We start from the raw sequence: 25268 nt of genomic DNA on the forward strand, positions 1-25268 counted from the left end.
TGATGCTGACCAACCCATCGCAAAAATACCTCGCCCATGCGCCGATTCAGTTACCCGACCGACAGTGGCCGGATAGAACCCTGACGCACGCTCCTCGCTGGCTTTCCACTGACCTGCGCGACGGCAATCAGGCGCTGGCCGAGCCGATGGACGCGGCCCGCAAGCTGCGCTTCTGGGATTTACTGCTGAAGTGCGGCTTCAAAGAGATCGAGGTCGCCTTCCCTGCCGCCTCAGAAACCGACTTCCAGTTTGTGCGTCAGCTGATTGAAGAAAATCGTATTCCTGAAGATGTCACCATTCAGGTGCTGACCCAGGCGCGCAGCGACCTGATTGAACGCACCTTTGCATCCCTGGCAGGCGTACACAGCGCCACGGTGCATCTGTACAACGCCACCGCCCCACTGTTCCGCAGGCTGGTCTTCCGCCAGAGCAAAGAAGAGATCGTTCAGTTGGCGGTCACCGCCACGCGCCAGGTGCGAGCGCTGTGTGAGGCTAACCCGCAGACGCGCTGGCGCTATGAATATTCCCCGGAAACCTTTTGCTTCACCGAACCGGACTTTGCCCTGCAAATTTGTGAAGCGGTGGCGGATGTCTGGGAGCCATCTCCCGATCGACCAATGATTATCAATTTGCCCGCCACCGTGGAGGTGAACACGCCCAACGTCTATGCCGACCAGATTGAGTATTTCTGCCGCCATTTCTCCCGCCGGGATGCGGTGTGCATCAGCGTACATCCACATAACGATCGCGGCAGCGGCGTGGCCAGCGCCGAACTCGCGATCCTCGCCGGTGCAGATCGGGTGGAAGGCTGCCTGTTTGGCAACGGCGAGCGTACCGGGAACGTCTGCCTGGTCACGCTGGCGATGAATCTTTATAGCCAGGGGATTTCGCCGCAGCTGGATTTCAGCGATATGAAGCAGGTGGTGGAACTGGTTGAACAATGCAATCAGTTACCGGTGCACCCTCGCCATCCTTACGCCGGGAATCTCGCTTTTACCGCTTTTTCCGGGTCGCATCAGGATGCCATTAAGAAAGGTTTTACCGCGCGGGGCGAGTCCAGCTCAGCGCGGTGGGAAATGCCCTATCTGCCCGTTGATCCGAACGATATTGGCTGCAGCTACGAAGCCGTGATCCGCGTCAACAGCCAGTCCGGGAAAAGCGGTGCCGCGTGGATGCTGGAGCAAAACCACGGCCTGGTGCTGCCGCGCGGTTTACAGCAGGACTTTAGTCGCCACGTCCAGGCGCAAACCGACAGGGAGGGGAACGAGATGACGCTGAGCGCCCTGTGGCAGCTGTTCCGCACACTGTACGGCCCGCATCAAACCGCCCCGCGTCAGTTGCTGGATTACCGGACGGAGAGCCAGGCCGATGGTTCACTCCGGCTGTGGGCCCACGTTCAGACGCACGGCGGCGTTATCGCTCTGCAGGGCAAAGGCAACGGTTTACTTTCCGCCGCAGCCGATGCCCTCAAATCTCGTTTTAACCTGGTATTTTCTATTGAGGATTATCATGAGCATACGCTCGGCAGGCACAGCGAAAGCCGCTCGGCGGCTTATATCCGCTGCACCTTCAGGGAAGGCGTGAGCCGCTGGGGAACCGGCATTGATAACGATGTCTCGCGCGCGTCGCTCCAGGCGCTGTTAAACGCGCTGCCCGAGGGTTAATCAGAGAAGAAATATTCGCTCGGTGAAACGCCGAGCGTTCGCCGAAACATAGCGCTGAAGGCGCTGTGGCTTTCATACCCCAGATCCAGCGCAACGCGCAGCACGGACTGCCCCTGGGCAAGACGCTCAAGCGCCGCCATCAGCCTTGCCCTGCGCAGCCATTCGCTAAACGCCAGACCCGTTTGCTGACGAAAATGGCGCAGCAAGGTTCTCTCACTGACGTTAAGCCGTTCAGCGGCCAGCGCGTTTGTCCAGGGCTGACCGGGTTCCGCCTGAATCTGGCGACACAGCGCCAGTAGCCCCGGTGACTGCGGCTCCGGAAGATTAAACGGCAGCGCGTCGGTGCCCCTAATCTCATCCAGGATAAGCTCGTAAATTCGCTCTGCCCGACTTCCCGCCGGGTAAGCTTCCGGTAACTGGAGCGAGCAGATAATCAGCTCGCGCAGTAAAGTGGATATCTGCACGACCTGGCAAACCGACGGTAAGTCAGCCCGTGCAAACGGATCAATAAACAATGTGCGCGCCGCTACGTGGCCGATGATTTGCAGGCGGTGCTGAGTGCCAGCGGGTAACCAGACGCCGCGCCCCGGCGGAACCACCCAAATCCCCTGCCCGGTTTCGACGCGCACAACGCCGCTCAGCGTATGCAGCAGCTGGGCGCAGTCGTGACTGTGCCAGGGCTCCGAGGCACCATGGCTGTAATCATGGGCAAAAGGAACCAGCGGCCGCGTGGCAAAACTGAATTTCAGGCTGGTGGACATAGTTCGTTTCGTGAGCAAAAAGATGACGATAGCATACCGCAGGCGTAAAAAAAGGAGCCATATGACTCCTTTTTACTGTGTACACAAAACTAGATGTGCAGTTCCTGCAGCTTCTCTTTCGGCAGAGCCAGCTCATCATTGCTGTTGACGCTGACGCCATGCTCAATGATGTGGCGCGCGATATCCTGCGCTTCCTGCAGAGAGTGCATCTGATAAGTCCCGCACTGGTAAACGTTCAGTTCTGGGATCTGGTTTTGCTCTTTCACTTTCAGCACGTCCTGCATCGCCGCTTTCCAGGCATCCGCCACGCGCTGCTCTGCCGGGACACCGATCAGGCTCATGTAGAACCCTGTGCGGCAGCCCATTGGGGAGATGTCGATGATCTCTACCCCGTTCCCGTTCAGGTGGTCACGCATAAAACCGGCGAACAGGTGCTCCAGAGTATGGATCCCTTTTTCCGGCATCACTTCCTTGTTCGGGACACAAAAGCGCAGGTCAAACACCGTAATGGTGTCACCGTGTGGCGTGTGCATAGTTTTGGCTACACGGACTGCAGGCGCACCCATACGAGTATGGTCGACTGTGAAGCTATCCAACAACGGCATCTGGTCACCTCCGATAAAATGATTTTTTTTAAAAATAATTGAAACTATTTTTACGCACGCGAGTCTGAGTATATGAAAGACGCGCATTTGTTATCATCATCCCTGTTATTCAGAGATGAATATTTGGCCACAAGTATGTGGCCATTTTCTTTTCTGTCAGGCATTCTTTTCCAGCCAGCTATCGAACGACTCCGTATCCGCCGCCTCAATATCCCGCTGACGCTGCCATGAAGCATCATGCTCTTTCTGCAGGGCATCCGCGGTTAAAATCTCCAACGGCTCCTGAATCAGCATCTGACGGTATTGTTCCGCCAGCGCAAGGCCGGTGCCACCAATCCCGTTATCAATCATAGAACGTAAAATACGTGCTGAATACGTTAATTCTGGATCGTCAAAGCTGGCAACCAGTTGGTCACAAACTTGCTGGTATTCCTGGCTGTCGGTCATGCCGTCCAGCGTTTCCGCCACGCGGCGTAAATCGGTGAACAGATCTTTGCCTACTTTTGACAGCGGGTGCTGAGCCGTTTCACAGCCAATACCAAGGGTAAGCCCAGGTTTACGCCCTTCCAGAATCACTCGGTTCCAGTTGGTGCGGGTGCACAGCAGCTCGTCGCTGCTCATCTCCGGCGCATCCGCCAGTACGCACCAAATCATAAACAGGTCGAGGAAGCGAACCTGCTGCTCATCCACGCCGATTGGCGAGAACGGGTTGATATCCAGCGAACGCACTTCGATATACTCGATGCCGCCGCGCAGCAGCGCATCCGACGGCGATTCTCCGTCACGCGTCACGCGCTTTGGACGAATCGGCGCATAGAGTTCGTTTTCAATTTGCAGCACGTTGGTGTTGAGCTGCAGGTGCTTGCCGTCCTTCATCAAACCAATCTGAGCGTACTCTTCCGACGGGGTTTTAATCGCCCGCTTCAGCGCATCGACATAGGTGTTCAGATCGTTGAAGGTAATGCCCAGATTGCTCTGCGACTTGTTGGTGTAACCCAGATCGCTCAGGCGTAATGACGTGGCATACGGCAGGTAATACATGCCGCATTCGGTTTTCTCAAACGGCAAGGCGCTCTCTTTGCCCTGCAGGAATGAAGAGCAAATAGCCGGAGAAGCACCGAACAAATAAGGGATAACCCAACCAAAGCGGTAATAGTTGCGGATCAGGCGGAAATAACCGGCAGAAATGGCCTCTTTGCCACTTTCTGCGTCCTGTACGCCGCATTTTGCCTGCCAGAAAGCCATCGGCAGGGAGAAATTGTAATGCACGCCGGAGATGGTCTGCATCAGCGCGCCATAACGATTTTTCAGCCCTTCGCGGTACAGCGTTTTAAAGCGCCCCGCATTAGAAGAACCGTACTGGGCCAGCTCGATGTTCTGACCGTCGTCGATGTAACACGGCATACTTAGCGGCCACATACGTTCCTCGCCCAGTTCACGCGCCGTGTGGCGATGAATGTCACGCAGGAAGGTCAGCATATGGTCAATGTCACCATCAACCGGGGTAATAAATTCCAGGAGGGCTTCGGCGAAGTCCGTGGTAATCCATTTATGTGTAAACGCTGAGCCAAGGCTTTCAGGATGCCCGGTGGTGGCTAAATCGCCTTCTGGCGTCACGCGCAGCGTTTCACGCTCAAGACCACGGCAAATGCCTTTTACTGCTTCAGGGTGTTTTTCCAGCCAGGCCAAAGCCTGTGATACGTCCGGGATCAAATTGACCTCCCGCCTGTCGAATTTATTTTAATAAGCATAATTGTTTTCGCCGGTGATGAAGACTCATCCCACGCAATTAGTGCCACCACGCCATGCCTTGTACCGTTGCAGCCGCGACAACGATGTAGCGTAGCGCTTTGCCAAGGCATAAAAAGAATATCACCGGCCCCCAGCTCAGGCGTAACCACCCGGCCAGCAGGCATAACAGATCGCCTATCAGCGGCATCCAGCTCAGTAACAACGTCGCTGGGCCAAAACGAGTCAACCAGTCGGTCGCTTTCCCCTGCCAGCGCGATTGTATACGCTGCGGGAAAAAGCGCCCCAGAATAACGTTAGTCATACCGCCAAGGCTATTACCGATTGTTGCTATTATCACAAGAACCGATACCGGGCCGCTACCGGCAACCAGAAGCGCCACAAGTACCGCTTCTGAGCTCCCCGGCAGCAGCGTCGCGCTCAGGAAACTGCTGGTGAACAGTGAAAGGAGCGATAGCGTGTCGCTCACAGTAGGCGCACGTCCACAACATCCATTCCCGCGCTACGCGCCGCCTGAAGACCAAAATCAGCATCTTCAAATACCACACATTTTTCCGGCGCCACGCCCATCAGTTCGGCGCAGCGTAAGAAGGTATCAGGTGCTGGCTTATGGTGTTTAACATGATCTGCTGCCACGACCGCCGCAAAATACTGACGTAAACCAAGATGCTTAAGCAGCGCTTCTGCAATATCGCTTTCGCTACCTGTGCCGACCGACATCGGACGGCGGCCATGCCAGGCTTTCACCACTTCAATCAGCGGCAGCGGACGCACGGTATCAAGCAGCATGGCTCGAACGGCAACAGTTTTTTCAGCCGCCAGACTGTGGGGATCGAGATCGGCATTGTGCCTTTCGATAATTGCAGCAGCAATTTTCCAGCTTGGCGCGCCATTCAGGGCAACCATCGCCTGCTCGTCGAAGCTCATGCCATAGCGGCCAAGGGTTTCATGCCAGGCTTTACGGTGAGTCGGCTCCGTATCAAGGATCGTGCCGTCCATATCAAAGATTAAACCGTCATAGCGATCGTACATCTCACCCTCACTTCACTGAATGTCGAGGCGGTACTTTAGCGTAAATGGCTGAAATTGTCGCTGTCTGCGGGTAGAGGCGATATTGCGAATAAGGAGTATGAAAAGCTGAACGGTATGTTTGTAACAGGGGAATTTAAATGAAGTTTGAAGGGGTGGGTCGTGCTGGTGAGAAAGTAACTTTCTCTTTCACACCGTCATCGCTAATGATGAGGAAGAAAATGGTGCATCCGGGAGGATTCGAACCTCCGACCGCTCGGTTCGTAGCCGAGTACTCTATCCAGCTGAGCTACGGATGCATCGGGATTACTGCTTTTACTGCTGACTCAGTACTACCTACACTATCAGGCAATACCGGAGAAGAATGGTGCATCCGGGAGGATGACTCACCGAAGGCTCGCCCTAAAGGGCCGTTGCTGAAGCAACGTTATCCTCCCTGGTGCTTGCGGAGAAAGTAACTTTCTCTTTCACACCGTCATCGCTAATGATGAGGAAGAATATGGTGCATCCGGGAGGATTCGAACCTCCGACCGCTCGGTTCGTAGCCGAGTACTCTATCCAGCTGAGCTACGGATGCATCGGGATTACTGCTTTTACTGCTGACTCAGTGTCGCTCATCATGCCGCAACACTGATGAAGATGGTACATCCGGGAGGATGACTCACCAAAGGCTCGCCCTAAAGGGCCGTTGCTGAAGCAACGTTATCTTCCCTGGTGCTGGCGGAGAAATTAACTTTCTCTGTCACACCGTCATCGCTAATGATGAGGAAGAATATGGTGCATCCGGGAGGATTCGAACCTCCGACCGCTCGGTTCGTAGCCGAGTACTCTATCCAGCTGAGCTACGGATGCAAAATGGCGGTGAGGCGGGGATTCGAACCCCGGATGCAGCTTTTGACCGCATACTCCCTTAGCAGGGGAGCGCCTTCAGCCTCTCGGCCACCTCACCACACGCCTCTTTCGAGTGCTTCGAGTTACTCGTAAGAGCTTCTCGTCGCTGCGTGGCGCACATATTACTTTCTGGGACTTATAAGTCAAACAATTTTTCCCTACTCGCTATCGATTGCACAAATCACGCTCGATTAGCGTAATTTGGAGACAAAAAGAGTGTTTTATCAACAGGCAAACGGCAATACGCGCGCAGAAACGGCACGCTGATAAGCGAAGCAAAAATGACGTTAACGGGAGAGAAAGGAAACAGCAGGCAGAAGAGGTGCGCCTCGCTGTAGATTTCAGCGAGGCGCGATATTTTTAGAAATTCGTTTGCTGGGATTTTTCAGCCTGGATACGTTGGTAGATTTCTTCGCGGTGTACAGAGACTTCCTTCGGGGCGTTAACACCGATACGGACCTGGTTGCCTTTTACCCCAAGCACAGTCACGGTCACCTCATCCCCAATCATAAGGGTCTCACCAACTCGACGAGTCAGAATTAACATTCTTTGCTCCTTGAAAGATTAAAAGAGTCGGGTCTCTGTATCCCGGCATTATCCATCATATAACGCGAAATCGTAACGAATGACAAATAGATAACACGCACTCTGTCATAGCATTACACTCTGTTATATCTAAGTTTAGCCGATATACACAACTTCAACCTGACTTTATCATTATTGATAGTGTGTAAATGGTAGTACGCCATAACTGAGAACAGTTATGGCGCAATTACACTTTTAGTTATTTTCAGAGTTTTGCCGTAACCCAGGCCTCAACGCCGGCCAGTGCGCCCGGCAATGCCGCTGCGTCTGTACCACCCGCCTGAGCCATATCAGGACGACCGCCCCCTTTGCCGCCTACCTGCTGTGCAACCATCCCCACCAGTTCCCCCGCTTTCACGCGGTCGGTCACCTCTTTGGAGACACCAGCAATCAGAGACACTTTCCCTTCTGCCACGGTGGCCAGAACAATTACGGCGGAGCCGAGCTGATTTTTCAGGTCATCGACCATGGTGCGCAACATCTTAGGCTCGACGTTGCTCAGCTCGCTTACCAGTAATTTAACGCCTTTTACTTCAACCGCTTTGCTGGAGAGGTTTGCGCTCTCCTGCGAAGCCTGCTGTTCTTTCAACTGCTGCAGCTCTTTTTCCAGCTGGCGGGTACGTTCCAGCACCGAACGGACTTTCTCGTTCAGGTTCTGGCTGTCGCCTTTCAGCAGTTGAGCGATGTCGTGCAGCTGGTCGCTTTGCGCATGGAGATTGGCCAGTGCACCTTCGCCAGTCACGGCTTCAATACGACGCACCCCAGCCGCCGTACCGGACTCCGCAACAATGCGGAACAGACCGATGTCGCCCGTACGGGATGCGTGAGTACCGCCACACAGCTCGGTGGAGAAGTCCCCCATGCTCAGCACACGCACGTGGTCATCATATTTCTCGCCAAACAGCGCCATTGCGCCCTTCGCTTTCGCTGCTTCGAGATCCATTACGTTGGTCTCAACAGGCAGGTTACGGCGAATCTGCGCGTTAACGATATCTTCTACGGCGCGGATTTCAGCCGGCTTCATCGCTTCAAAATGAGAGAAGTCGAAGCGCAGGCCTTTGTCGTTTACCAAGGAGCCTTTCTGAGCAACATGGGTACCAAGTACCTGACGCAGCGCGGCATGCAGAAGGTGCGTTGCGGAGTGGTTCAGACGAATACGAGCGCGACGAGCTTCATCAACTTTCGCTTCCACGCTGTCGCCGACTTTCAGCACGCCGGAAACCAGCTTGCCCAGGTGGCCGATGGCCTGGCCGTATTTCTGAGTATCGCCAACCGCGAAATCAACGCCGTTACCTTTGACGGTACCTTTATCGCCAACCTGGCCGCCGGACTCACCATAGAATGGCGTCTCGTTCAGCACCACGACAGCATCCTGACCAGCAGTAATCTGGTCAACGGATTTGCCGTCAACGAACAGCGCGGTCACTTTCGCGTTCAGGTCGAGACTGTCATAGCCTTTAAATTCAGACGCAGAATCCACGCGGATCATGCTGTTGTAGTCTGCGCCAAAACCGCTGGACTCGCGCGCGCGACGACGCTGCTCTTCCATTGCCGCTTCAAAGCCGGCTTCGTCAACTTTGATGTTGCGCTCGCGGCACACGTCAGCCGTCAGGTCCACAGGGAAGCCGTAGGTGTCATACAGGCGGAAAGCGGTTTCGCCATCCAGCGTGTCGCCCTTCAGCTTCGCCAGTTCGTCATCCAGCAGTGCGAGACCACGCTCCAGCGTGCGGGCAAACTGCTCTTCTTCGGTTTTCAGAACCTGCTCAACCAGCGCCTGCTGTTTGGCCAGCTCTTCGCCTGCGGAACCCATGACTTCGACTAGCGGGCCAACCAGCTTATAGAAGAAGGTGTCTTTCGCACCCAGCATGTTGCCGTGGCGAATAGCGCGACGAATGATGCGACGCAGAACGTAACCGCGGTTTTCGTTAGAAGGCGTTACGCCATCCGCGATCAGGAATGCACATGAACGAATGTGGTCCGCAATAACGCGCAGGGATTTGTTCGACAGATCGGTCGCGCCGGTCACTTCGGCAACGGACTGAATCAGCTTTTTGAACAGGTCGATATCGTAGTTGGAATTAACGTGCTGCAGAACAGCTGCAATACGCTCCAGACCCATACCGGTATCTACAGAAGGTTTTGGCAGAGGCAGCATCGTGCCGTCGATCTGACGGTTGAACTGCATGAACACGATGTTCCAGATCTCAATATAGCGATCGCCATCTTCTTCAGGACTTCCCGGAGGGCCGCCCCAGATGTGATCGCCATGATCGTAGAAAATCTCGGTGCAAGGACCGCAAGGGCCAGTGTCACCCATCTGCCAGAAGTTATCGGATGCGAAGGCTGCGCCTTTATTATCGCCAATGCGAATAATGCGCTCCCGCGGCACACCCACTTCCTTTTCCCAGATCTCATAGGCTTCGTCATCGGTTTCGTAGACGGTCACCCACAGGCGTTCTTTCGGCAGCGCAAACCAGTTTTCGCCGGTCAGCAGTTCCCAGGCAAAGTTAATCGCATCGTGTTTGAAATAGTCGCCAAAGCTGAAGTTACCCAGCATCTCGAAGAAGGTATGGTGACGCGCGGTGTAACCGACGTTTTCCAGATCGTTGTGCTTGCCGCCTGCGCGGACGCAACGCTGAGACGTTGTAGCGCGGGAATAGTTACGTTTGTCGAGGCCCAGGAAAACATCCTTGAACTGGTTCATCCCGGCATTGGTAAACAGCAAAGTCGGATCGTTGTTCGGGACCAGGGAGCTGCTCGCTACAACCTGGTGGCCTTTACTATGGAAAAAATCGAGAAACGCCTGACGGATCTCAGCGGTGCTCTTGCTCATAATTATCCTGGAATCAAGCTAACGAAGAGTTGTAAAGCTGCCATGACGGCCGTAACGCAGACGGCTCAGGCCAGCTTACCTGGAAAAAAGTGGGAATAAGATAAGTTTTCTGGCGAGGGAAGTAAAATCCAGTGTGGCCCTAATCAGCAAAATTTCGCCAGATCTCCTGAATGTCTTCCATAAAGAAGCCACGATAGAGAAGAAAACGCTGCACTTTAGCCTTCATCTGCCACTCTGTTGGCAGCGGCGAGCCAAACTTGCGTTCGGCCAGTTCGCGCGCCAGCGGCGGCCAGTCAATTTCACAGGCTATCATCGCGGACTCCCCAATGGCCCGTTCGATGCCCTTTTGCTTCAGTTCTTGCCGAATACGCTGCGGTCCATACCCTTTCCGACTGCGGCTGGCAATAAAACGTGACGCAAACTGCACGTCGTCCAGCCAGCGGTGTTCGTAACACCAGGCAATAACCTTATCAATGTCTTCCTGAGTGACCTCAGGTTCGTCCTCTTTAGCAAATTTTGCCGTAAAGGCAGAAGGCGTTGCCAGCTTACGGCGCAGCTCATATTCGCTGTGGTCACGCATGGCAAGAATACGGGTCGCCTTATCCAGAAGGCGGGCAAAAGGGCTGCGGCGGGGAGAAGTGATGTTGTCGGACATAGGGTCGGGTGGCAAAGATCGATATCAGGAGAGAAAAAGCACAAAGGGCCGCGTTAGCAGCCCTTTATCTTGTTTTAGAAGTCTTCGTTAGTTTCGACCGCGTCTTCGTCGTGGTCATCAACAGTGAAGTCCGGCGTGCTGTCCTGGTTATTCAGCAGCATTTCGCGCAGTTTCTTCTCAATTTCTTCCGCCATCGGCTTATTCTCTTTCAGGAAGTTGCTGGCGTTTGCCTTGCCCTGACCGATTTTTTCACCGTTGTAGCTGTACCATGCACCCGCTTTTTCAATCAGCTTGTGCTTCACGCCCAGGTCAACCAGCTCACCGTAGAAGTTGATGCCTTCGCCGTAGAGAATTTGGAATTCAGCCTGTTTAAATGGCGCGGCAATTTTGTTTTTCACGACCTTCACGCGGGTTTCGCTACCGACGACGTTTTCGCCATCCTTCACTGCACCGATACGACGAATGTCGAGACGGACAGACGCGTAGAATTTCAGCGCGTTACCGCCGGTCGTGGTTTCCGGGTTACCGAACATCACGCCAATTTTCATACGGATCTGGTTGATGAAGATCAGCAGCGTGTTGGACTGCTTCAGGTTACCCGCCAGCTTACGCATTGCCTGGCTCATCATACGTGCCGCAAGGCCCATATGAGAGTCGCCGATTTCACCTTCGATTTCCGCTTTCGGCGTCAGCGCCGCAACGGAGTCAACGATGATGACGTCAACCGCACCAGAACGTGCCAGCGCGTCACAGATTTCCAGCGCCTGCTCACCGGTATCCGGCTGGGAACACAGCAGGTTGTCGATATCAACACCCAGCTTTTTGGCATAAACCGGGTCCAGCGCGTGCTCAGCATCGATGAACGCACAGGTTTTACCGCTTCGCTGTGCGGCCGCAATAACCTGCAGGGTCAGCGTTGTTTTACCGGAAGATTCAGGCCCGTAAATTTCTACGATACGGCCCATTGGCAGGCCGCCGGCGCCCAGCGCGATATCCAGAGAAAGTGAACCGGTAGAGATCGTTTCCACGTCCATGGAGCGGTCTTCACCCAAGCGCATGATGGAGCCTTTACCAAATTGCTTTTCAATCTGGCCCAGTGCTGCCGCTAACGCCTTCTGTTTGTTTTCGTCGATAGCCATTTCTACTCCTGTCATGCTGAGTGATGCGATAATTCGCAACCCCGCGTTCTCAATACTGTTTCGTTGAGGCAATTATACTGTACAGTCATACAGTATCAAGTTTATTTTTTAGAAAATCGTCCCACAGGCTCTGCAGGGCGAATTCCGTGGCCTGGCGGCGAACGGCATCGCGGTCGCCGTCAAAGCGCTGCACTTTTGCCAGCGTTCTGCTGTGCTTATCCGCAAACCCAAACCACACCGTACCGACCGGTTTTTCTGGCGTGCCGCCATCTGGCCCGGCGATACCACTGACAGAAACCGCATAATCCGCTTTCGCGGCGGCAAGCGCTCCCTGAGCCATCTCAAGCACCACGCCTTTACTGACGGCGCCATAGGCTTCCAGCGTGGTTTCGTTCACGCCGATCAGCTGATGTTTGGCTTCATTGCTGTAGGTCACAAAGCCCCGCTCAAACCAGGCTGAGCTGCCGGCAACGTCAGTAATCACTTTCGCGATCCAGCCGCCGGTACAAGATTCTGCAGTAGTCACGGTGGCCCCAAGCTGCCCAAGGCCATTCCCTACCCGCTGGCTTAGCTCAAACAATGCGCTGTCTGTCATGCTGGCTCCGATTGTAGACATATCATTAGCCAACACGATAGCACTTTACGGACGTTGCAGGGGATTACATCGGGATACTCGGGAAGGATTCCAGAAATGGAACGGCCAGCGAAAGCTGGCCGGGAGAAAAACTACTTCATGCTGTTGGCGATGGTGTTCACGTTGTGCTTGAACGCCTTTTCGTAGGTACTTGCCGGGCCGCCAGGGCCTGAAAGCGCCTCAGGATAAAGCTCACCGCCGGGCTTAGCGCCGGTCGCGCTGGCAATTTGCTTCACCAGACGTGGGTCGGTCTGATTTTCGATGAAGTAGGTGGCGATATGTTCATCTTTCAACTGTTTAATCAGAGATGCAACGTCGCTGGCGCTGGCCTGAGCTTCAGTGGAAAAGCCCACTGGTGCCAGGAACGTGACGCCGTAAGCCTCACCAAAGTAGCCAAATGCATCATGGCTGGTCAGTACCTTGCGTTTAGCCTGCGGCACATCCGCAAAGCGTTTTTTCGCCCAGCCGTCTAGCTGCTTCAGGCGAGCTGCATAGCTATCGCCGCTTTTACGGATAGCCGCTGCATCCTGTGGGTCGGCAGCAACCAGCGCTGCAGCGATATTTTCCGCGTAGATTGCCCCGTTTGCCGCGCTGTTCCACGCATGTGGGTCAGTGATTGATTTACCGTCTTCTTCCATGCTGCGGGTGTTAATTCCCTGGGAAGCCACGATAACTTTGCCCTTGTAGCCGGACGCCGTCACCAGGCGATCCATCCACCCTTCCATGCCGAGCCCGCTCACAATCACCACATCCGCATTACGCAACGCGACGCTGTCTTTCGGCGAGGGTTCAAAGCTATGCGGGTCGCCATCCGGCCCCACCAGGCTGGTGACTTTGACGTGCTCGCCGCCAACCTGTTTAGCCATGTCGGCCAGCACGGTAAAACTTGCCACTACATTCAGCGTTTTCGCTGCAGCCATCTGGCTGGAGAGCGCCAGAGCCAGCGCAATACCAATCCCTAAACGTTTCATTTAACCCCCTTTATGATTGCCAATTTCCTACGCAGCAGGCTCCCTGCAAGCACGCTGCGCGGTCCGAAAAGTATTGAGATAAAGAATGCGACGCTCGCGGTAAGCACAATGGCCGGCCCGGCGGGTAACGAGGCGTAGAAAGACCACACCAGCCCTAACCAGGCACAAATCAGGCCACACACCACGGCAAGAGCGATCGAGCCCGGCAATGTCTTAGCCCAGCAGCGCGCGGCAATGGCGGGGAGCATCATCAGGCCAACGGACATTAATGTGCCGAGGATTTGGAAACCGGCCACCAGGTTAAGCACCAGCAGCGCCAAAAACGTGCCGTGTATCAGCGACGGCAGCAGCCGGTTGTTCACCTGTAAAAAGCTGCGGTCAAACGACTCCAGCACCAGGCCGCGATAAAGCAGCGCCAGTGCAATCAGCGTCACGCTTGCAATGAGCCCCACAAACTTAATAGCCTCACCATCCACGGCGAGAATTGAGCCAAATAGCAGGTGCAGCAGGTCAACGCTTGAACCGCGCAATGATATCAACGTCACGCCGAGTGCCAGCGACCCAAGGTAGAATCCGGCAAAGCTGGCATCTTCTTTTAACGGCGTCCGGGCGCTAACCCAGCCGGAAAGTAAAGCCACCAGCACGCCAGCGACAAACCCACCAATGCCCATTGCCACCAGAGACATACCGGCAACCAGATAACCCACGGCAACGCCGGGTAAAATGGCATGAGAAAGCGCGTCACCCACCAGACTCATACGACGAAGCAGAAGAAAAATGCCGAGCGGAACGGTACTCAGAGAAAGCGACAGGCAGGCCACCAGCGCGCGGCGCATAAAGCCGTAAGCCACAAACGGCTCAATAAAAAGGTGATAAATCATGCTGTTTGTACCAGGCGTGGGCGAAAGGAAGCATATTGCGCTAAGGCTTCGTCGGCGTTACCCCACTGGTAACCCTCCGGGGTGAGCAGCAAGACTTCAGGAAAATGCCGGCGTACCAGCTCGTTGTTATGCAGCACGCTGATAAGCGTCTTGCCATCCCGGTGCATCTGGCACATCAGTTCCATTAAAAATTCACTGGTCTGTGCATCCACGCCGGTGAACGGCTCATCGAGCAGGACCAGCGGTGCGTCCTGAACCAGCAGGCGAGCAAACAGCATGCGTTGAAACTGTCCCCCTGAGAGCACATCAATCGGCCGCAGGTAATGCTCACTTAATCCCACGCGCTCAATCGCTTCCGTCACGCGTTCACGGTGCTGCCGACGAAGGCCGGAAAACAGCCCGCGTCCCGGCCAGCTCCCCATACAAACCACGTCATAAACCGTGGCGGGAAATTGCCGATCCATCTCCCCTAACTGCGGCAGCCAGGCAATGCGCGGGCGCATATTGTCCTGAAACTTTACGCTGCCAGAAATGGGGGGCAGTAGCCCGGCCAGGGTTTTTAACAACGTCGATTTACCGCAGCCGTTCGCCCCAATCACCGCCGTCATGCTGCCGCGCTGAAACTGGCCGCTGAGGGCCGACACAACCACGTTGCCGTAATAGCCCAGCTCGAGATTCTGCAGTTCGATCATGGCAGGATAACCGCCCAATGAATGGCGCCCCACAGGCCGAGGATCAGCAGCGCGACAAGGGCCGCGCGAAATAGCCCGGAAAGGCTAAACAGTGAAGAGGGAACTGCAACAGACATACCGGCACCAATATTGTTTCGTTATAACATAACATAATCTACCCAGTAGTCCTTGTAAATTCCTGTTTTACACCTCGGCATAAACGAACCCTCAATCAAGCCCCCTTTTCCCTTCCGTTAATCAGAACGTCATTTTTTCACCTCTTTCACCACCCAATAATCTTTCAAACTGATAGATTTATATTTCACAATGAGATCTAAATAACATATTTACGCATTTCAAAATGATTAATATGAGCCACCACCGGGAACAACGGTGAGCAGATAACCCTACAGGAGACAGAAATGATCGACATGATTACCCACGGGGCGGAGTGGTTTATTGGCCTGTTTCAGAAAGGCGGAGAGGTCTTTACCGGTATGGTGACCGGCATTCTCCCTCTGCTGATCAGCCTGCTGGTGATAATGAACGCGCTGATTAACTTTATCGGCCAGCACCGCATTGAACGTATGGCGCAGCGCTGCGCCGGCAACCCCGTTTCGCGTTACCTCTTGCTGCCCTGCATCGGCACTTTCGTGTTCTGCAATCCGATGACGCTAAGTCTGGGACGCTTTATGCCTGAGAAGTACAAACCGAGCTATTACGCCGCCGCATCGTATAGCTGCCATTCGATGAACGGTTTGTTTCCCCACATCAACCCTGGCGAACTGTTTGTTTATCTGGGCATTGCCAGCGGGTTAACGACGCTGGGCCTGCCGCTGGCCCCGCTTGCAGTGAGCTATTTGCTGGTTGGGCTGGTTACCAACTTCTTCCGCGGCTGGATAACCGATCTCACCACCTCGATTTTCGAGAAAAAAATGGGCATTGAGCTGGAACGCCAGGTCCGCCTCTAAGGAAAAATCATGACTCAAAGCATTCGTATTGAAAAAGGCCAGGGTGGATGGGGCGGGCCGCTGATCGTCCCGGTCGATCCGAGCAAAAAGATCGTTTACATCACGGCGGGTACGCGCCCGGCAATCGTCGATAAGCTGAGTGAAATGACCGGCTGCCAGGCGGTAGACGGTTTTAAAGACGGCGAGCCGCCGGAGGCAGAAATTGCGCTGGCAATCATAGACTGCGGTGGCACGCTGCGCTGCGGGCTCTACCCTAAACGCCGCATCCCGACGATCAATATCCACGCCACCGGCAAATCAGGTCCCCTGGCGCAGTACATTGTTGAAGATATTTACGTCTCAGGCGTCCGGGAAGAAAACATTAGTTGGGCAGATGGCGAACCGCAGATCGAGCGCAAACCTGCGCCAGCGCGGGACTACGACGCCAGCAAAAAAATTACCGAACAAAGCGACGGCCTGCTGGCCAAAGTCGGTATGGGAATGGGTTCAGCCGTCGCCGTGCTGTTTCAGGCGGGGCGCGACACTATCGACACGGTTCTGAAAACGATTCTGCCTTTTATGGCCTTCGTGTCGGCGCTGATTGGCATCATTATGGCCTCCGGGCTGGGCGACTGGATTGCCCACGGCCTGGCCCCGCTGGCCAATAACCCTCTCGGTCTGATTACGCTCACGCTGATTTGTTCCTTCCCCCTGCTCTCACCTTTCCTTGGCCCTGGGGCGGTGATTGCGCAGGTCATCGGGGTGCTGATTGGGGTGCAGATTGGCCTCGGACATATCCCTCCTCACCTGGCGCTGCCCGCGCTGTTCGCCATTAACGCCCAGGCCGCCTGCGATTTTATTCCTGTTGGCTTGTCTCTGGCGGAAGCGCGCCAGGAAACGGTGCGCGTCGGCGTGCCTTCTGTGCTGGTCGGGCGCTTTTTAACGGGCGCCCCTACCGTGCTAATTGCCTGGCTGGTGTCCGGCTTCATCTACCAATAAAGGAAAGCCCCATGCAAACCATTTACCAGACCACCATCGTCCAGATTGGAGAGTGCGCTCGCGAGGCGCTGGCAGACAACATGCTTATTACCTTTCGGGAAGGCGCCCCGGCGGATATTCAGGATTACTGCTTTATCCACTGCCACGGCGAGCTGACCGGCCAGCTAAAGCCAGGTATCCACTTTGAACTCAATGGCCAACATTACGCCGTTACCGCAGTCGGCGACGTGGCCCAGCAAAACTTGCAGGAGCTCGGGCACATCACCCTGCGCTTCGATGGTGAAGCACGGGCGGAATACCCTGGCACCGTACACGTCGCTGGCCCGCTGCCTCAGGGCATTGAACCCGGCTGCCAGCTGAAGTTTGTTGCATAAACATTGTCATTTAATCAAAGGAGTAAAACATGAATCAGGTTGCCGTTGTCATCGGTGGAGGGCAAACGCTCGGGGCGTTTCTCTGCCATGGGCTGGCCCAGGAAGGCTACAAAGTTGCCGTGGTGGATATTCAAAGTGAGAAAGCGGCCCGCGTCGCGCAGGAAATTAACGACCAGTACGGGCCGGGTTCTGCCTGGGGATTTGGCTCGGACGCCACCAGCGAGCAAAGCGTTACCGCGCTGGCTCACGGCGTGGACGAGATTTTCGGCCAGGTCGATCTGCTGGTTTACAGTGCGGGCATCGCCAAAGCGGCGTTTATTGGTGATTTCGCTCTGGGGGATTTTGACCGTTCGCTGCAGGTAAACCTTGTGGGGTACTTCCTGTGCGCCAGGGAGTTCTCCCGCCTGATGATTCGCGACGGGATTAAAGGCCGCATCATCCAGATTAACTCAAAGTCCGGCAAGGTCGGCAGCAAGCACAACTCCGGCTACAGCGCGGCGAAATTTGGTGGCGTGGGGCTGACGCAGTCTCTCGCCCTCGATCTGGCGGAATACGGCATCACGGTGCATGCGCTCATGTTGGGTAACCTGCTCAAGTCGCCAATGTTCCAGTCTCTGCTGCCGCAGTACGCGGAAAAACTCGGCATTCCTGCTGACGAAGTAGAGCAATACTACATCGACAAAGTCCCCTTAAAACGCGGCTGTGACTACCAGGATGTGCTTAACACGCTCCTGTTTTACGCCAGCGATAAAGCCTCTTACTGTACCGGACAGTCGATCAACGTCACCGGCGGGCAGGTTATGTTTTAACTCTCGGGTCACCGGTTGCCTCTGGCCCTCAGCCAGAGGCTGCCCAAAGGAGGATGCATGATGAATGCACTGATCGCCCTGGCGGCGATCGCCTGGCTAAGCCAGCTACTGCTCGGCGGCTGGCAAATTCGCCGTTTTAATCGGGCCTTTGACCGTCTCTGCCAGCAGGGTGCCGTTGGCGTAGGCCGTTCATCCGGGCGTTTTCGGCCCAGAGTGGTCATTGCCCTCGCCTTTGATGAGCGGCAAAACGTCCGCGACAGCCTGATAATGAAAGGCCTGACGGTTTTTGCCCTCCCACAGCCAGTAATGCAGCTACACGGCATGAATCGGCAGGAATTGCAGCCCGATGTGATCTTTCCCCATGATCGTGATTGTCAGAATGCTCTATCATTAGCGCTTAAACTGAAACAGGGTTAATTTCGTTTCGAATGCTTATTGCTTGCGAAATTACCGAATCGAAATTTATTGCAAGGTAATAAGAGCCTATGAAACCACGTCAGCGGCAGGCGGCGATCCTGGAACATCTGCAAAAGCAGGGAAAATGCTCGGTGGAAGATCTCGCCCAGCATTTTCAAACCACCGGCACCACGATCCGTAAAGATTTGGTGCTGCTTGAAACGGCTGGCACCGTGCTTCGCACCTATGGCGGCGTAGTGCTCAGTAAAGACGAACCCGATCCGCCCATTGACCACAAAACGCTGATCAATACCCAGCAAAAACAGCAAATTGCCGAGGCGGCGGTCAAGTACATCCACGATGGCGATTCCATTATTCTGGATGCGGGCAGCACCGTTTTGCAGCTGGTCCCGCTGCTCCAGCACTTCAATAACATTACGGTGATGACCAACAGCCTGCATATCGTCAACGCGCTGTCTGAGCTGGACAACGAACAAACCATCCTGATGCCCGGCGGCACCTTCCGTAAGAAATCAGCCTCGTTTCATGGCCAACTGGCGGAAAACGCCTTCGAACACTTCAGCTTTGACAGGCTCTTTATGGGCACCGATGGCATCGATCTCACCGCCGGGGTCACAACCTACAACGAGGTTTATACCGTCAGCAAAGCGATGTGCAACGCGGCGCGCGAAGTGATCCTGATGGCCGACTCCTCAAAATTTGGCCGTAAAAGCCCGAATATTGTCTGCGGACTGGAGAGAGTGGATACGATCATCACCGACAGCGGCATTAGCCACGAATTCCTCACCGCGCTGCGTGAAAAAGGCGTGAAAGTGATTGTTACCGGAGAAGAAGATGCATCAGCGAATGATTGACGCCGCACGAGAAACCCTGCTGCTGGAATTACAGGAAGCGAGCCGCCTGCCGGACAGACTTGGCGAAGATTTTGTCGCCGCCGCCAACGCCGTGCTCACCTGTCAGGGGAAAGTGATTGTTTCCGGCATGGGCAAGTCCGGGCATATCGGGAAGAAAATTGCCGCCACCTTTGCCAGCACCGGCACGCCCGCCTTCTTCGTTCACCCCGCCGAAGCGTTACACGGCGATTTGGGGATGATCGAAAGCCGCGACATCCTGCTGTTTATCTCCTATTCCGGCCATGCGAAAGAGCTGGATTTAATTATTCCTCGCCTGCAGGAAAAGGCCGTTAAGCTGATTGCGATTACCGGCAAAGCTGAGTCGCCGCTGGCGAAAGCGGCCTTTGCCACCGTAGATATTTCGGTAGAGCGTGAAGCCTGCCCGATGCGCCTTGCGCCGACCTCCAGCGCGGTTAATACATTAATGATGGGCGATGCACTGGCCATGGCCGTCATGCAGGAGCGCGGCTTTAACGAAGAGGACTTTGCGCGTTCCCACCCTGCCGGTGCGTTAGGTGCCCGTTTGTTAAATCGGGTTCATCATCTGATGCGCACCCACGAGCAGCTCCCACAGGTGGCGGACAGCGCCTCCGTCATGGATGCCATGCTGGAGCTAAGCCGCACAGGCCTGGGGCTGGTTGCCGTCTGCGACAAAGCGCAGCAAGTTGCCGGCGTCTTTACCGATGGCGACCTGCGCCGCTGGCTGGTGGGCGGCGGTAAGCTGGAAGCCGGGATCAAAGATGCCATGACGAAGAATGGCACGGTGCTGAATGCCGAAACCCGGGCGATAGATGCCAAAGAGATGCTGATGAAAAAACGCATTAGCGCGGCGCCGGTCGTGGATGAAAACGGCAGGCTGCTGGGGGCAATTAACCTGCATGATTTTCACCAGGCAGGTATTTGAGAACCGCCTTTATCGCCCCCAAGCGGGGGCGATAAAACGTATTACTGAACGCGAGCCAGCGCGACGGCCTGCCCTAATTGCCAGACCGCCATCGCATAATGGGTGCTGTGGTTGTAGCGGGTAATGGCGTAGAAGTTTGGCAGCCCGTACCAGTACTGGTAACGATCGCCCATATCCAGGCGCAGCAGGCTCACTTCCTGATGGTTGCCCAAAGCGCCCTGCGGGCTCAGGCCGGACTGGCCCAGCGCCGCCACGGAGTATTTGGTGTTGAAGCCGTTAGCCAGCCCCGGTACCTGCCCATTGGCCGGCACGGCAACCATGTCGCCCTTCTCCCAGCCGTGTGCTTTGAAATAGTTCGCCACGCTGCCGATGGCATCTTCCGGATCCCACAGGTTCACGTGCCCGTCGCCGTTGAAGTCCACCGCGTACTCTTTAAATGAGGAAGGCATGAACTGCCCGTAACCCATTGCTCCGGCGAAGGAGCCTTTGAGCGCCAGCGGATCGTCCCCTTCATTACGCGCCATCAGCAGGAAGGTTTCCAGTTCGCCCGCAAAGTATTGCGCGCGGCGCGGATAGGCAAAGGCAAGCGTCGCGAGAGCATCCACGATGCGTGTTTTACCCATCACGCGGCCCCAGCGGGTTTCAACCCCGATGATCCCGACGATGATTTCCGGCGGCACGCCATAAACCTGATAGGCGCGGTTCAGGGCCGATTCATACTGGTTCCAGAACTTAACGCCGTTCTGTACGTTATCCGGCGTGATGAATTTAGCGCGATAGCGTAGCCATGCCCCGTTCGGCCCGGCAGGCGGCGCGGTCGTCGGTGCCTGCTGATCCATCAGGCGCAGCACGTAATCCAGACGTTTGGCCTGGGACAACACTTCATGCAGCTGGCGACGGTCAAAGCCATGCTCATTCACCATTTTGTCGATAAACTTCTCTGCTTCCGGGTTGTAAGCAAAATCACCGGTTTGCATAAAGACATCGTGCTGTGGCTGGAGCAGGAAACCGCCAGACGGCGTGCCGCTGGTCGTCTGCTGTTCGGCGGTTTTCGGCTTACTGCTACAGGCAGAGAGTAAAACCAGCATAGGAAGAAGTGCTGCGGCTGAATAACGCATCTGATGGGCTGTCCCTGTGAATGTTCGCGAAAGTTTCGCAATAATGGTAATCCATAATTACTCATCTGAATATGTCTCTCTGGCCCCTCACGTCATACTCGACGGGTCTCTGGTCGCGACTTATTGGCAGCCCGGAGATGAATCTTCCCTCTGCCAAACCGCCGCAATGCGTTACCAGAAGCGTCGGCAGGGCATATCATTTAAAAAAGTGATCTAAATTGATATAACCGTTCAAAATAGCGAACAATAAGCCCTGAGATGAACAATAAATTTCAAGCGATGGAAGTCTTTGTGCAGGTGGTTGACGCCGGCGGATTCAGTCGTGCGGCGGAAGCCATGAAGCTGCCCAAAGTGACGGTGTCGACGCTGATTAAGACGCTGGAGACAACGCTGGGGGTCAGGCTGCTGAACCGTACCACACGTCACTGCAGCGTCACCGCGGACGGTGCCGCCTACTACGAACATTGTTTACGCATTTTGACGGAGATTCGCGTAGCGGAAGAATCGCTCTCAAGCACCAGACTCAGTCCAAAAGGACGGCTGCGGGTCGATGCCCCCACCGGTCTTGCCAGCGAAGTTCTGGTGCCCGCCCTGCCTGATTTCTTTGCCCGTTTCCCTGACATCAGGCTAGAACTGGGCTGCAGCGATCGCTCAGTCGATCTGATCGAGGAGGGCGTAGATTGTGCCGTGCGGGTCGGCGAGCTACGCAACTCTAGCTTGATTGCACGTCGCGTGGGCGTTATGCACTACATGACCTGCGCGGCCCCGTCCTACCTGAAGTGTCATGGCCGCCCCCTGCACCCGGACGATCTGGTGCATCATCAATGCCTGAATTATTTTTCGCCCCGCACTGGCCAGATTTTTGATTGGCATTTTTCCCGTGAGGGGGAACGTATCAAGCGTACTCTCACCGGCCCCATCGCACTGAATGACAGTTATGCATATACCGCGGCTGGCTTATCCGGCCTGGGCATCGTGCAAATGGCGGCGTTCCTGATGGAACCCATGCTGAAAGATGGCCGTTTCGAGTTGATACTCGACGACTGGAGCAATGATCCGATGCCTATTCATGTGGTGTATCCGCAGAATCGCCATCTATCGACCAAGGTCCGCGTTTTTGTGGAGTGGATTGTCGAGCTTTTTGCGAAGCATCCAGGTATGGCCCCGGCGACAGCCCGTCGTGCCCGTCGCACTTAACTTCTCATGTCATGGCGTTGAGTTGCCGCTGGCCCCCACTTCTTCGAAAACGATCCCACCTGCCTTGACCCCGCCCCGCACATCCCAGCTAGCTTGAAGCCGGAGCCATAGCCCTACCCGGGAGGGTAACCCGACCGGGAAACTCTCCTGCCGGCTGGACATATCTTGAAGCTCGAGCCCCGAATTGGCTGCCTGTCATTGTTCGCTATTTCGAACAGTCATATCCATTTACATGGCTTTTTCCGACTACAGGCCATGTTTAAGATGGCCGCAAGAAAGCCGCCAAAACGGCAAGGCAATCTGACTTTGACAACCAGCCGCAGAGCGGCTTCTGGAGGATCATATGATGGGCAAAACCGTAAACGGTATCAACGTCGCCGACCTACAACAATTCGCCCAGGACGTGCGCGACAACCCGGCCAGGGGCGCAATCCGCTTCAACGTTAAAACGAAATGGCAGGGCCAGACGCGGACGGTAGCGAGCGTCGATCATTACGAACTGGGGGGCGAGAAACACGCACGCCATTTCGAGATTGCCGCCGACGAACCGGCCCAGCTGCTGGGACAGAATACCGCGCCTAACCCACAGGAACTGCTGATGGCAGCGCTAAACGCCTGCATGTCAGTCGGCTATGCGGCGAATGCGGCCGCCATGGGCATCACCCTCCACAGTCTTGAAATCGAAACTGACGGTGAACTGGACCTGCGAGGTTTCCTGGGCCTGGATGACAGCGTGAATCCCGGCTATGACGAAATCCGGTATGTGGTGCGCCTGCGCACTGATGCCACCCGCGAGCGGGTTGAGGAATTACACGCCCAGGCGACAAGAACGTCGGTCAACCTGGCGAACTTCTCCCGGGCGATCCGCATGGTCGAAACGCTGGAAATCCTCGAACCATAACCGCCAACAAGCTCAACATTAAATCTGAGGACTCATGAAACTCTATTACTCCCCTGGCTCTTGCGGGCTTTCCCCGGCCATCGCGCTGCGCGAGGCGTGCCTTGCCTTCGATCTGGTCAAAGTAGACTTCGCCACGAAGACGACTGTCGAGGGCAATTATCTCGATGTGAACCCGAAAGGCTTCATTCCGATTCTGGTGCTCGATAACGGTGACTTGATTACCGAAGGTGCAGTCATCCTGCAGTGGATCGCCGACCAGAACCCCGGCCTTAACCTGCTGCCCCCCTTCGGCACGCAGGAGCGCTATCGCGCGCTGGAATGGCTCAATGTTATCGCGACCGACCTTGCCAAAGGGATGTCGACGATGTTCCAGCCCTTTTTCGACGATGCGGCGAAAAACCGCTACGCCGAAGGATTCCTCAAAGGTCGGTTCGCCTTTGTTGAAGAGCATCTGTCGAACAACGACTATGTGCTCGGCAACGAATTTTCGGCACCTGATGCCTATCTCTATAACGTACTGAACTGGCCGCCCCGCGTTGGGATCGACATGTCCGTTTACCCGGCCATTGAGCGATTCATGCGGCGCATGGAACAGCGCCCCAGCGTTCAGGCCGCACGCGCGGCAGAAGGTCTGCCCCCGCGCTGAGCAGTAAGTAGATCGCAAGCCGCCGGCCAATACCCGGCGCCGGCGGCAGCGGTTATTCATTCGGGGTTCAATGCCTCAGCGGCGCTCTAATTTCCCATCAAACAGCGCCGCGCTTTATTGTTTCCAGGAGTCCAGGATGATCGTTGAAAAGTGCAATGGGTTATCGGTGCAGATCCTGCCCGTTCTCGAAGATAATTATATTTTCCTTATAGAAGATTTACGGACAGGTGCCCTGGCCGTCGTTGATCCAACCGAGGCCAGTCCGGTACTGGATGTGCTTGAAGGGAGGCGCGTAGATCTGATCCTTAATACGCACCATCATTGGGACCACGTTTTAGGCAACACGGAGATCAAGCGAAAAACAGGGGCACGCGTCATTGGCCCGGCGGCCGAAGTGGATGATATCCCGGGTATCGATCGGGGCGTGATCGGAGGCGATACGGTAGCATTGGGGGAGCATATTGCCCTGGTTATCGACGTGCCGGGGAATACGAGCGGGCACATCGCCTTTTGGTTCAAGGAGGCCGGGCTTCTCTTTTCCGGCGACACCATCTTTCATCTTGGCTGCGGGCGTGTCCAGGAAGCTATGCCGGCCCAGATGTGGACTTCGATCGATAAAATAAGATCGCTGCCGCCGGAAACGCTCATCTATTCCTCGCACGAATACGCCGCCGACAATGCCCGCTTCGCGCTCACAATCGAACCAGACAACGCCGATCTGCTGAAGCAGATCGCGCTGATAGAGGACAAGAGGCAAGCGGGCATGCCGACCGTTCCATCGACACTGGCAACGGAGCTCGCGGCCAATCCGTTTCTACGCGTCGATCGGGCTTCCATACGTTCCCGATTGGGTTGTATGGAGAGCGCCAACTGGGAAGTCTTTGCCAAACTACGCCGTATGAAAGACGCTTTCCGGGAGCTAAAAAATCTGTGAATGGTTTCGGAAATTTTTAGCTCACGTCGATATAACAGGCTAAACGAGATAGCTAAAG

General features: G+C 55.3%; 26 protein-coding genes and 4 tRNA genes. 12 read left to right on the plus strand and 18 right to left on the minus strand.

Annotation, left to right across the window (positions count from 1 at the left end):
* The first annotated feature begins 2 nt into the window (after window positions 1–2).
* Window positions 3–1664, plus strand: a complete 1662-nt coding sequence (gene leuA / locus A936_RS12395) for a 2-isopropylmalate synthase (RefSeq protein ID WP_008458244.1) — start codon at window positions 3–5, stop codon at window positions 1662–1664.
* Here the strand turns inward: leuA and A936_RS12400 are convergent.
* The 17 genes from A936_RS12400 to A936_RS12480 all read right to left on the minus strand — a co-directional run bounded on the left by A936_RS12400 (window position 1661) and on the right by A936_RS12480 (window position 15089).
* Window positions 1661–2425 carry an AraC family transcriptional regulator gene (locus tag A936_RS12400; protein WP_008458245.1) on the minus strand — a complete coding sequence of 255 codons (765 nt, stop codon included), beginning with the start codon at window positions 2423–2425 and terminating at the stop codon, window positions 1661–1663. The genes leuA and A936_RS12400 overlap by 4 nt on opposite strands.
* A gap of 89 nt (window positions 2426–2514) precedes the next feature.
* Window positions 2515–3030, minus strand: coding sequence for an S-ribosylhomocysteine lyase (gene luxS, locus A936_RS12405; protein WP_008458247.1), 516 nt, complete (start codon window positions 3028–3030; stop codon window positions 2515–2517).
* 156 nt (window positions 3031–3186) lie between these two features.
* On the minus strand, window positions 3187–4743 hold the full coding sequence (gshA, locus tag A936_RS12410) for a glutamate--cysteine ligase (protein WP_008458250.1): 1557 nt from the start codon (window positions 4741–4743) through the stop codon (window positions 3187–3189).
* Window positions 4744–4819: 76 nt separating this feature from the next.
* On the minus strand, window positions 4820–5248 hold the full coding sequence (locus A936_RS12415; protein WP_008458252.1) for a YqaA family protein: 429 nt from the start codon (window positions 5246–5248) through the stop codon (window positions 4820–4822).
* Complete coding sequence (gene yqaB, locus A936_RS12420) at window positions 5245–5811, minus strand: fructose-1-phosphate/6-phosphogluconate phosphatase (RefSeq protein ID WP_008458254.1); 567 nt, start codon at window positions 5809–5811, stop codon at window positions 5245–5247. The genes A936_RS12415 and yqaB overlap by 4 nt, the downstream gene beginning before the upstream one ends.
* A 219-nt stretch (window positions 5812–6030) precedes the next feature.
* Window positions 6031–6107, minus strand: a tRNA-Arg gene (locus tag A936_RS12425).
* 201 nt (window positions 6108–6308) lie between these two features.
* Window positions 6309–6385, minus strand: a tRNA-Arg gene (locus A936_RS12430).
* Between the two features lie 198 nt (window positions 6386–6583).
* Window positions 6584–6660 (minus strand) — tRNA-Arg (locus A936_RS12435).
* A gap of 4 nt (window positions 6661–6664) precedes the next feature.
* A tRNA-Ser gene (locus A936_RS12440) sits at window positions 6665–6757 on the minus strand.
* Between the two features lie 302 nt (window positions 6758–7059).
* Window positions 7060–7245: a carbon storage regulator CsrA gene (gene csrA / locus A936_RS12445; protein ID WP_008458257.1), complete on the minus strand. Its 186-nt coding sequence runs from the start codon at window positions 7243–7245 to the stop codon at window positions 7060–7062.
* A 244-nt stretch (window positions 7246–7489) separates the two neighbouring features.
* The gene (gene alaS / locus A936_RS12450; protein WP_008458259.1) at window positions 7490–10117 is read right to left on the minus strand and encodes an alanine--tRNA ligase; all 2628 of its coding nucleotides are present in this window, start codon (window positions 10115–10117) and stop codon (window positions 7490–7492) included.
* 139 nt (window positions 10118–10256) lie between these two features.
* The gene (locus A936_RS12455; protein ID WP_442892850.1) at window positions 10257–10760 is read right to left on the minus strand and encodes a regulatory protein RecX; all 504 of its coding nucleotides are present in this window, start codon (window positions 10758–10760) and stop codon (window positions 10257–10259) included.
* A gap of 86 nt (window positions 10761–10846) precedes the next feature.
* Window positions 10847–11911 (minus strand): recombinase RecA, encoded by a 1065-nt coding sequence (gene recA, locus A936_RS12460; protein ID WP_008458263.1) that lies wholly within the window; start codon window positions 11909–11911, stop codon window positions 10847–10849.
* An 85-nt stretch (window positions 11912–11996) separates the two neighbouring features.
* A complete protein-coding gene (pncC, locus tag A936_RS12465; RefSeq protein ID WP_008458264.1) occupies window positions 11997–12506 on the minus strand; it encodes a nicotinamide-nucleotide amidase in 510 nt (169 codons plus the stop codon).
* Between the two features lie 131 nt (window positions 12507–12637).
* Complete coding sequence (locus A936_RS12470; protein WP_008458266.1) at window positions 12638–13516, minus strand: metal ABC transporter substrate-binding protein; 879 nt, start codon at window positions 13514–13516, stop codon at window positions 12638–12640.
* Entirely contained in the window at window positions 13513–14397 is an 885-nt protein-coding gene (locus tag A936_RS12475) for a metal ABC transporter permease (RefSeq protein WP_008458268.1), read from the minus strand. Before A936_RS12475 ends, A936_RS12470 begins: the two co-directional genes overlap by 4 nt.
* Window positions 14394–15089, minus strand: coding sequence for a metal ABC transporter ATP-binding protein (locus tag A936_RS12480; protein WP_034809049.1), 696 nt, complete (start codon window positions 15087–15089; stop codon window positions 14394–14396). The genes A936_RS12475 and A936_RS12480 overlap by 4 nt, the downstream gene beginning before the upstream one ends.
* Window positions 15090–15490: 401 nt before the next feature.
* On the opposite strand from A936_RS12480, the gene srlA reads away from it, so the two are divergent.
* The 7 genes from srlA (at window position 15491) to gutQ (ending at window position 20414) form a co-directional block, all read left to right on the plus strand.
* On the plus strand, window positions 15491–16039 hold the full coding sequence (srlA, locus tag A936_RS12485; RefSeq protein ID WP_008458272.1) for a PTS glucitol/sorbitol transporter subunit IIC: 549 nt from the start codon (window positions 15491–15493) through the stop codon (window positions 16037–16039).
* Between the two features lie 9 nt (window positions 16040–16048).
* Complete coding sequence (srlE, locus tag A936_RS12490; RefSeq protein ID WP_008458274.1) at window positions 16049–17017, plus strand: PTS glucitol/sorbitol transporter subunit IIB; 969 nt, start codon at window positions 16049–16051, stop codon at window positions 17015–17017.
* Window positions 17018–17028: 11 nt separating this feature from the next.
* On the plus strand, window positions 17029–17391 hold the full coding sequence (gene srlB / locus A936_RS12495) for a PTS glucitol/sorbitol transporter subunit IIA (RefSeq protein WP_008458277.1): 363 nt from the start codon (window positions 17029–17031) through the stop codon (window positions 17389–17391).
* A gap of 29 nt (window positions 17392–17420) precedes the next feature.
* Window positions 17421–18200, plus strand: a complete 780-nt coding sequence (gene srlD, locus A936_RS12500) for a sorbitol-6-phosphate dehydrogenase (protein WP_008458279.1) — start codon at window positions 17421–17423, stop codon at window positions 18198–18200.
* Window positions 18201–18257: 57 nt separating this feature from the next.
* Window positions 18258–18617 carry a transcriptional regulator GutM gene (gene gutM / locus A936_RS12505; RefSeq protein WP_008458281.1) on the plus strand — a complete coding sequence of 120 codons (360 nt, stop codon included), beginning with the start codon at window positions 18258–18260 and terminating at the stop codon, window positions 18615–18617.
* Window positions 18618–18685: 68 nt separating this feature from the next.
* The gene (gene srlR, locus A936_RS12510; RefSeq protein WP_008458284.1) at window positions 18686–19471 is read left to right on the plus strand and encodes a glucitol operon DNA-binding transcriptional repressor SrlR; all 786 of its coding nucleotides are present in this window, start codon (window positions 18686–18688) and stop codon (window positions 19469–19471) included.
* Window positions 19452–20414 carry an arabinose-5-phosphate isomerase GutQ gene (gene gutQ, locus A936_RS12515; RefSeq protein ID WP_008458285.1) on the plus strand — a complete coding sequence of 321 codons (963 nt, stop codon included), beginning with the start codon at window positions 19452–19454 and terminating at the stop codon, window positions 20412–20414. Before srlR ends, gutQ begins: the two co-directional genes overlap by 20 nt.
* Before the next feature lie 41 nt (window positions 20415–20455).
* Here gutQ and mltB read toward each other — a convergent pair whose 3' ends face one another.
* Window positions 20456–21532 (minus strand): lytic murein transglycosylase B, encoded by a 1077-nt coding sequence (gene mltB / locus A936_RS12520; RefSeq protein WP_034809051.1) that lies wholly within the window; start codon window positions 21530–21532, stop codon window positions 20456–20458.
* Between the two features lie 258 nt (window positions 21533–21790).
* Between mltB and A936_RS12525 the strand changes: the two genes are divergently transcribed.
* The 4 genes from A936_RS12525 to gloB all read left to right on the plus strand — a co-directional run bounded on the left by A936_RS12525 (window position 21791) and on the right by gloB (window position 25210).
* A complete protein-coding gene (locus A936_RS12525; protein ID WP_008458290.1) occupies window positions 21791–22729 on the plus strand; it encodes a LysR family transcriptional regulator in 939 nt (312 codons plus the stop codon).
* Between the two features lie 343 nt (window positions 22730–23072).
* Complete coding sequence (locus tag A936_RS12530) at window positions 23073–23630, plus strand: OsmC family protein (protein ID WP_237717579.1); 558 nt, start codon at window positions 23073–23075, stop codon at window positions 23628–23630.
* A gap of 34 nt (window positions 23631–23664) precedes the next feature.
* Window positions 23665–24276: a glutathione transferase GstA gene (gstA, locus tag A936_RS12535; protein WP_008458293.1), complete on the plus strand. Its 612-nt coding sequence runs from the start codon at window positions 23665–23667 to the stop codon at window positions 24274–24276.
* Window positions 24277–24412: 136 nt separating this feature from the next.
* Window positions 24413–25210 carry a hydroxyacylglutathione hydrolase gene (gene gloB / locus A936_RS12540; protein WP_008458296.1) on the plus strand — a complete coding sequence of 266 codons (798 nt, stop codon included), beginning with the start codon at window positions 24413–24415 and terminating at the stop codon, window positions 25208–25210.
* Window positions 25211–25268: the final 58 nt, after the last annotated feature.

The sequence above is a fragment of the Enterobacter sp. Ag1 genome (genome assembly GCA_000277545.1).
In the GTDB taxonomy this organism is placed as follows: Bacteria; Pseudomonadota; Gammaproteobacteria; order Enterobacterales; family Enterobacteriaceae; genus Cedecea.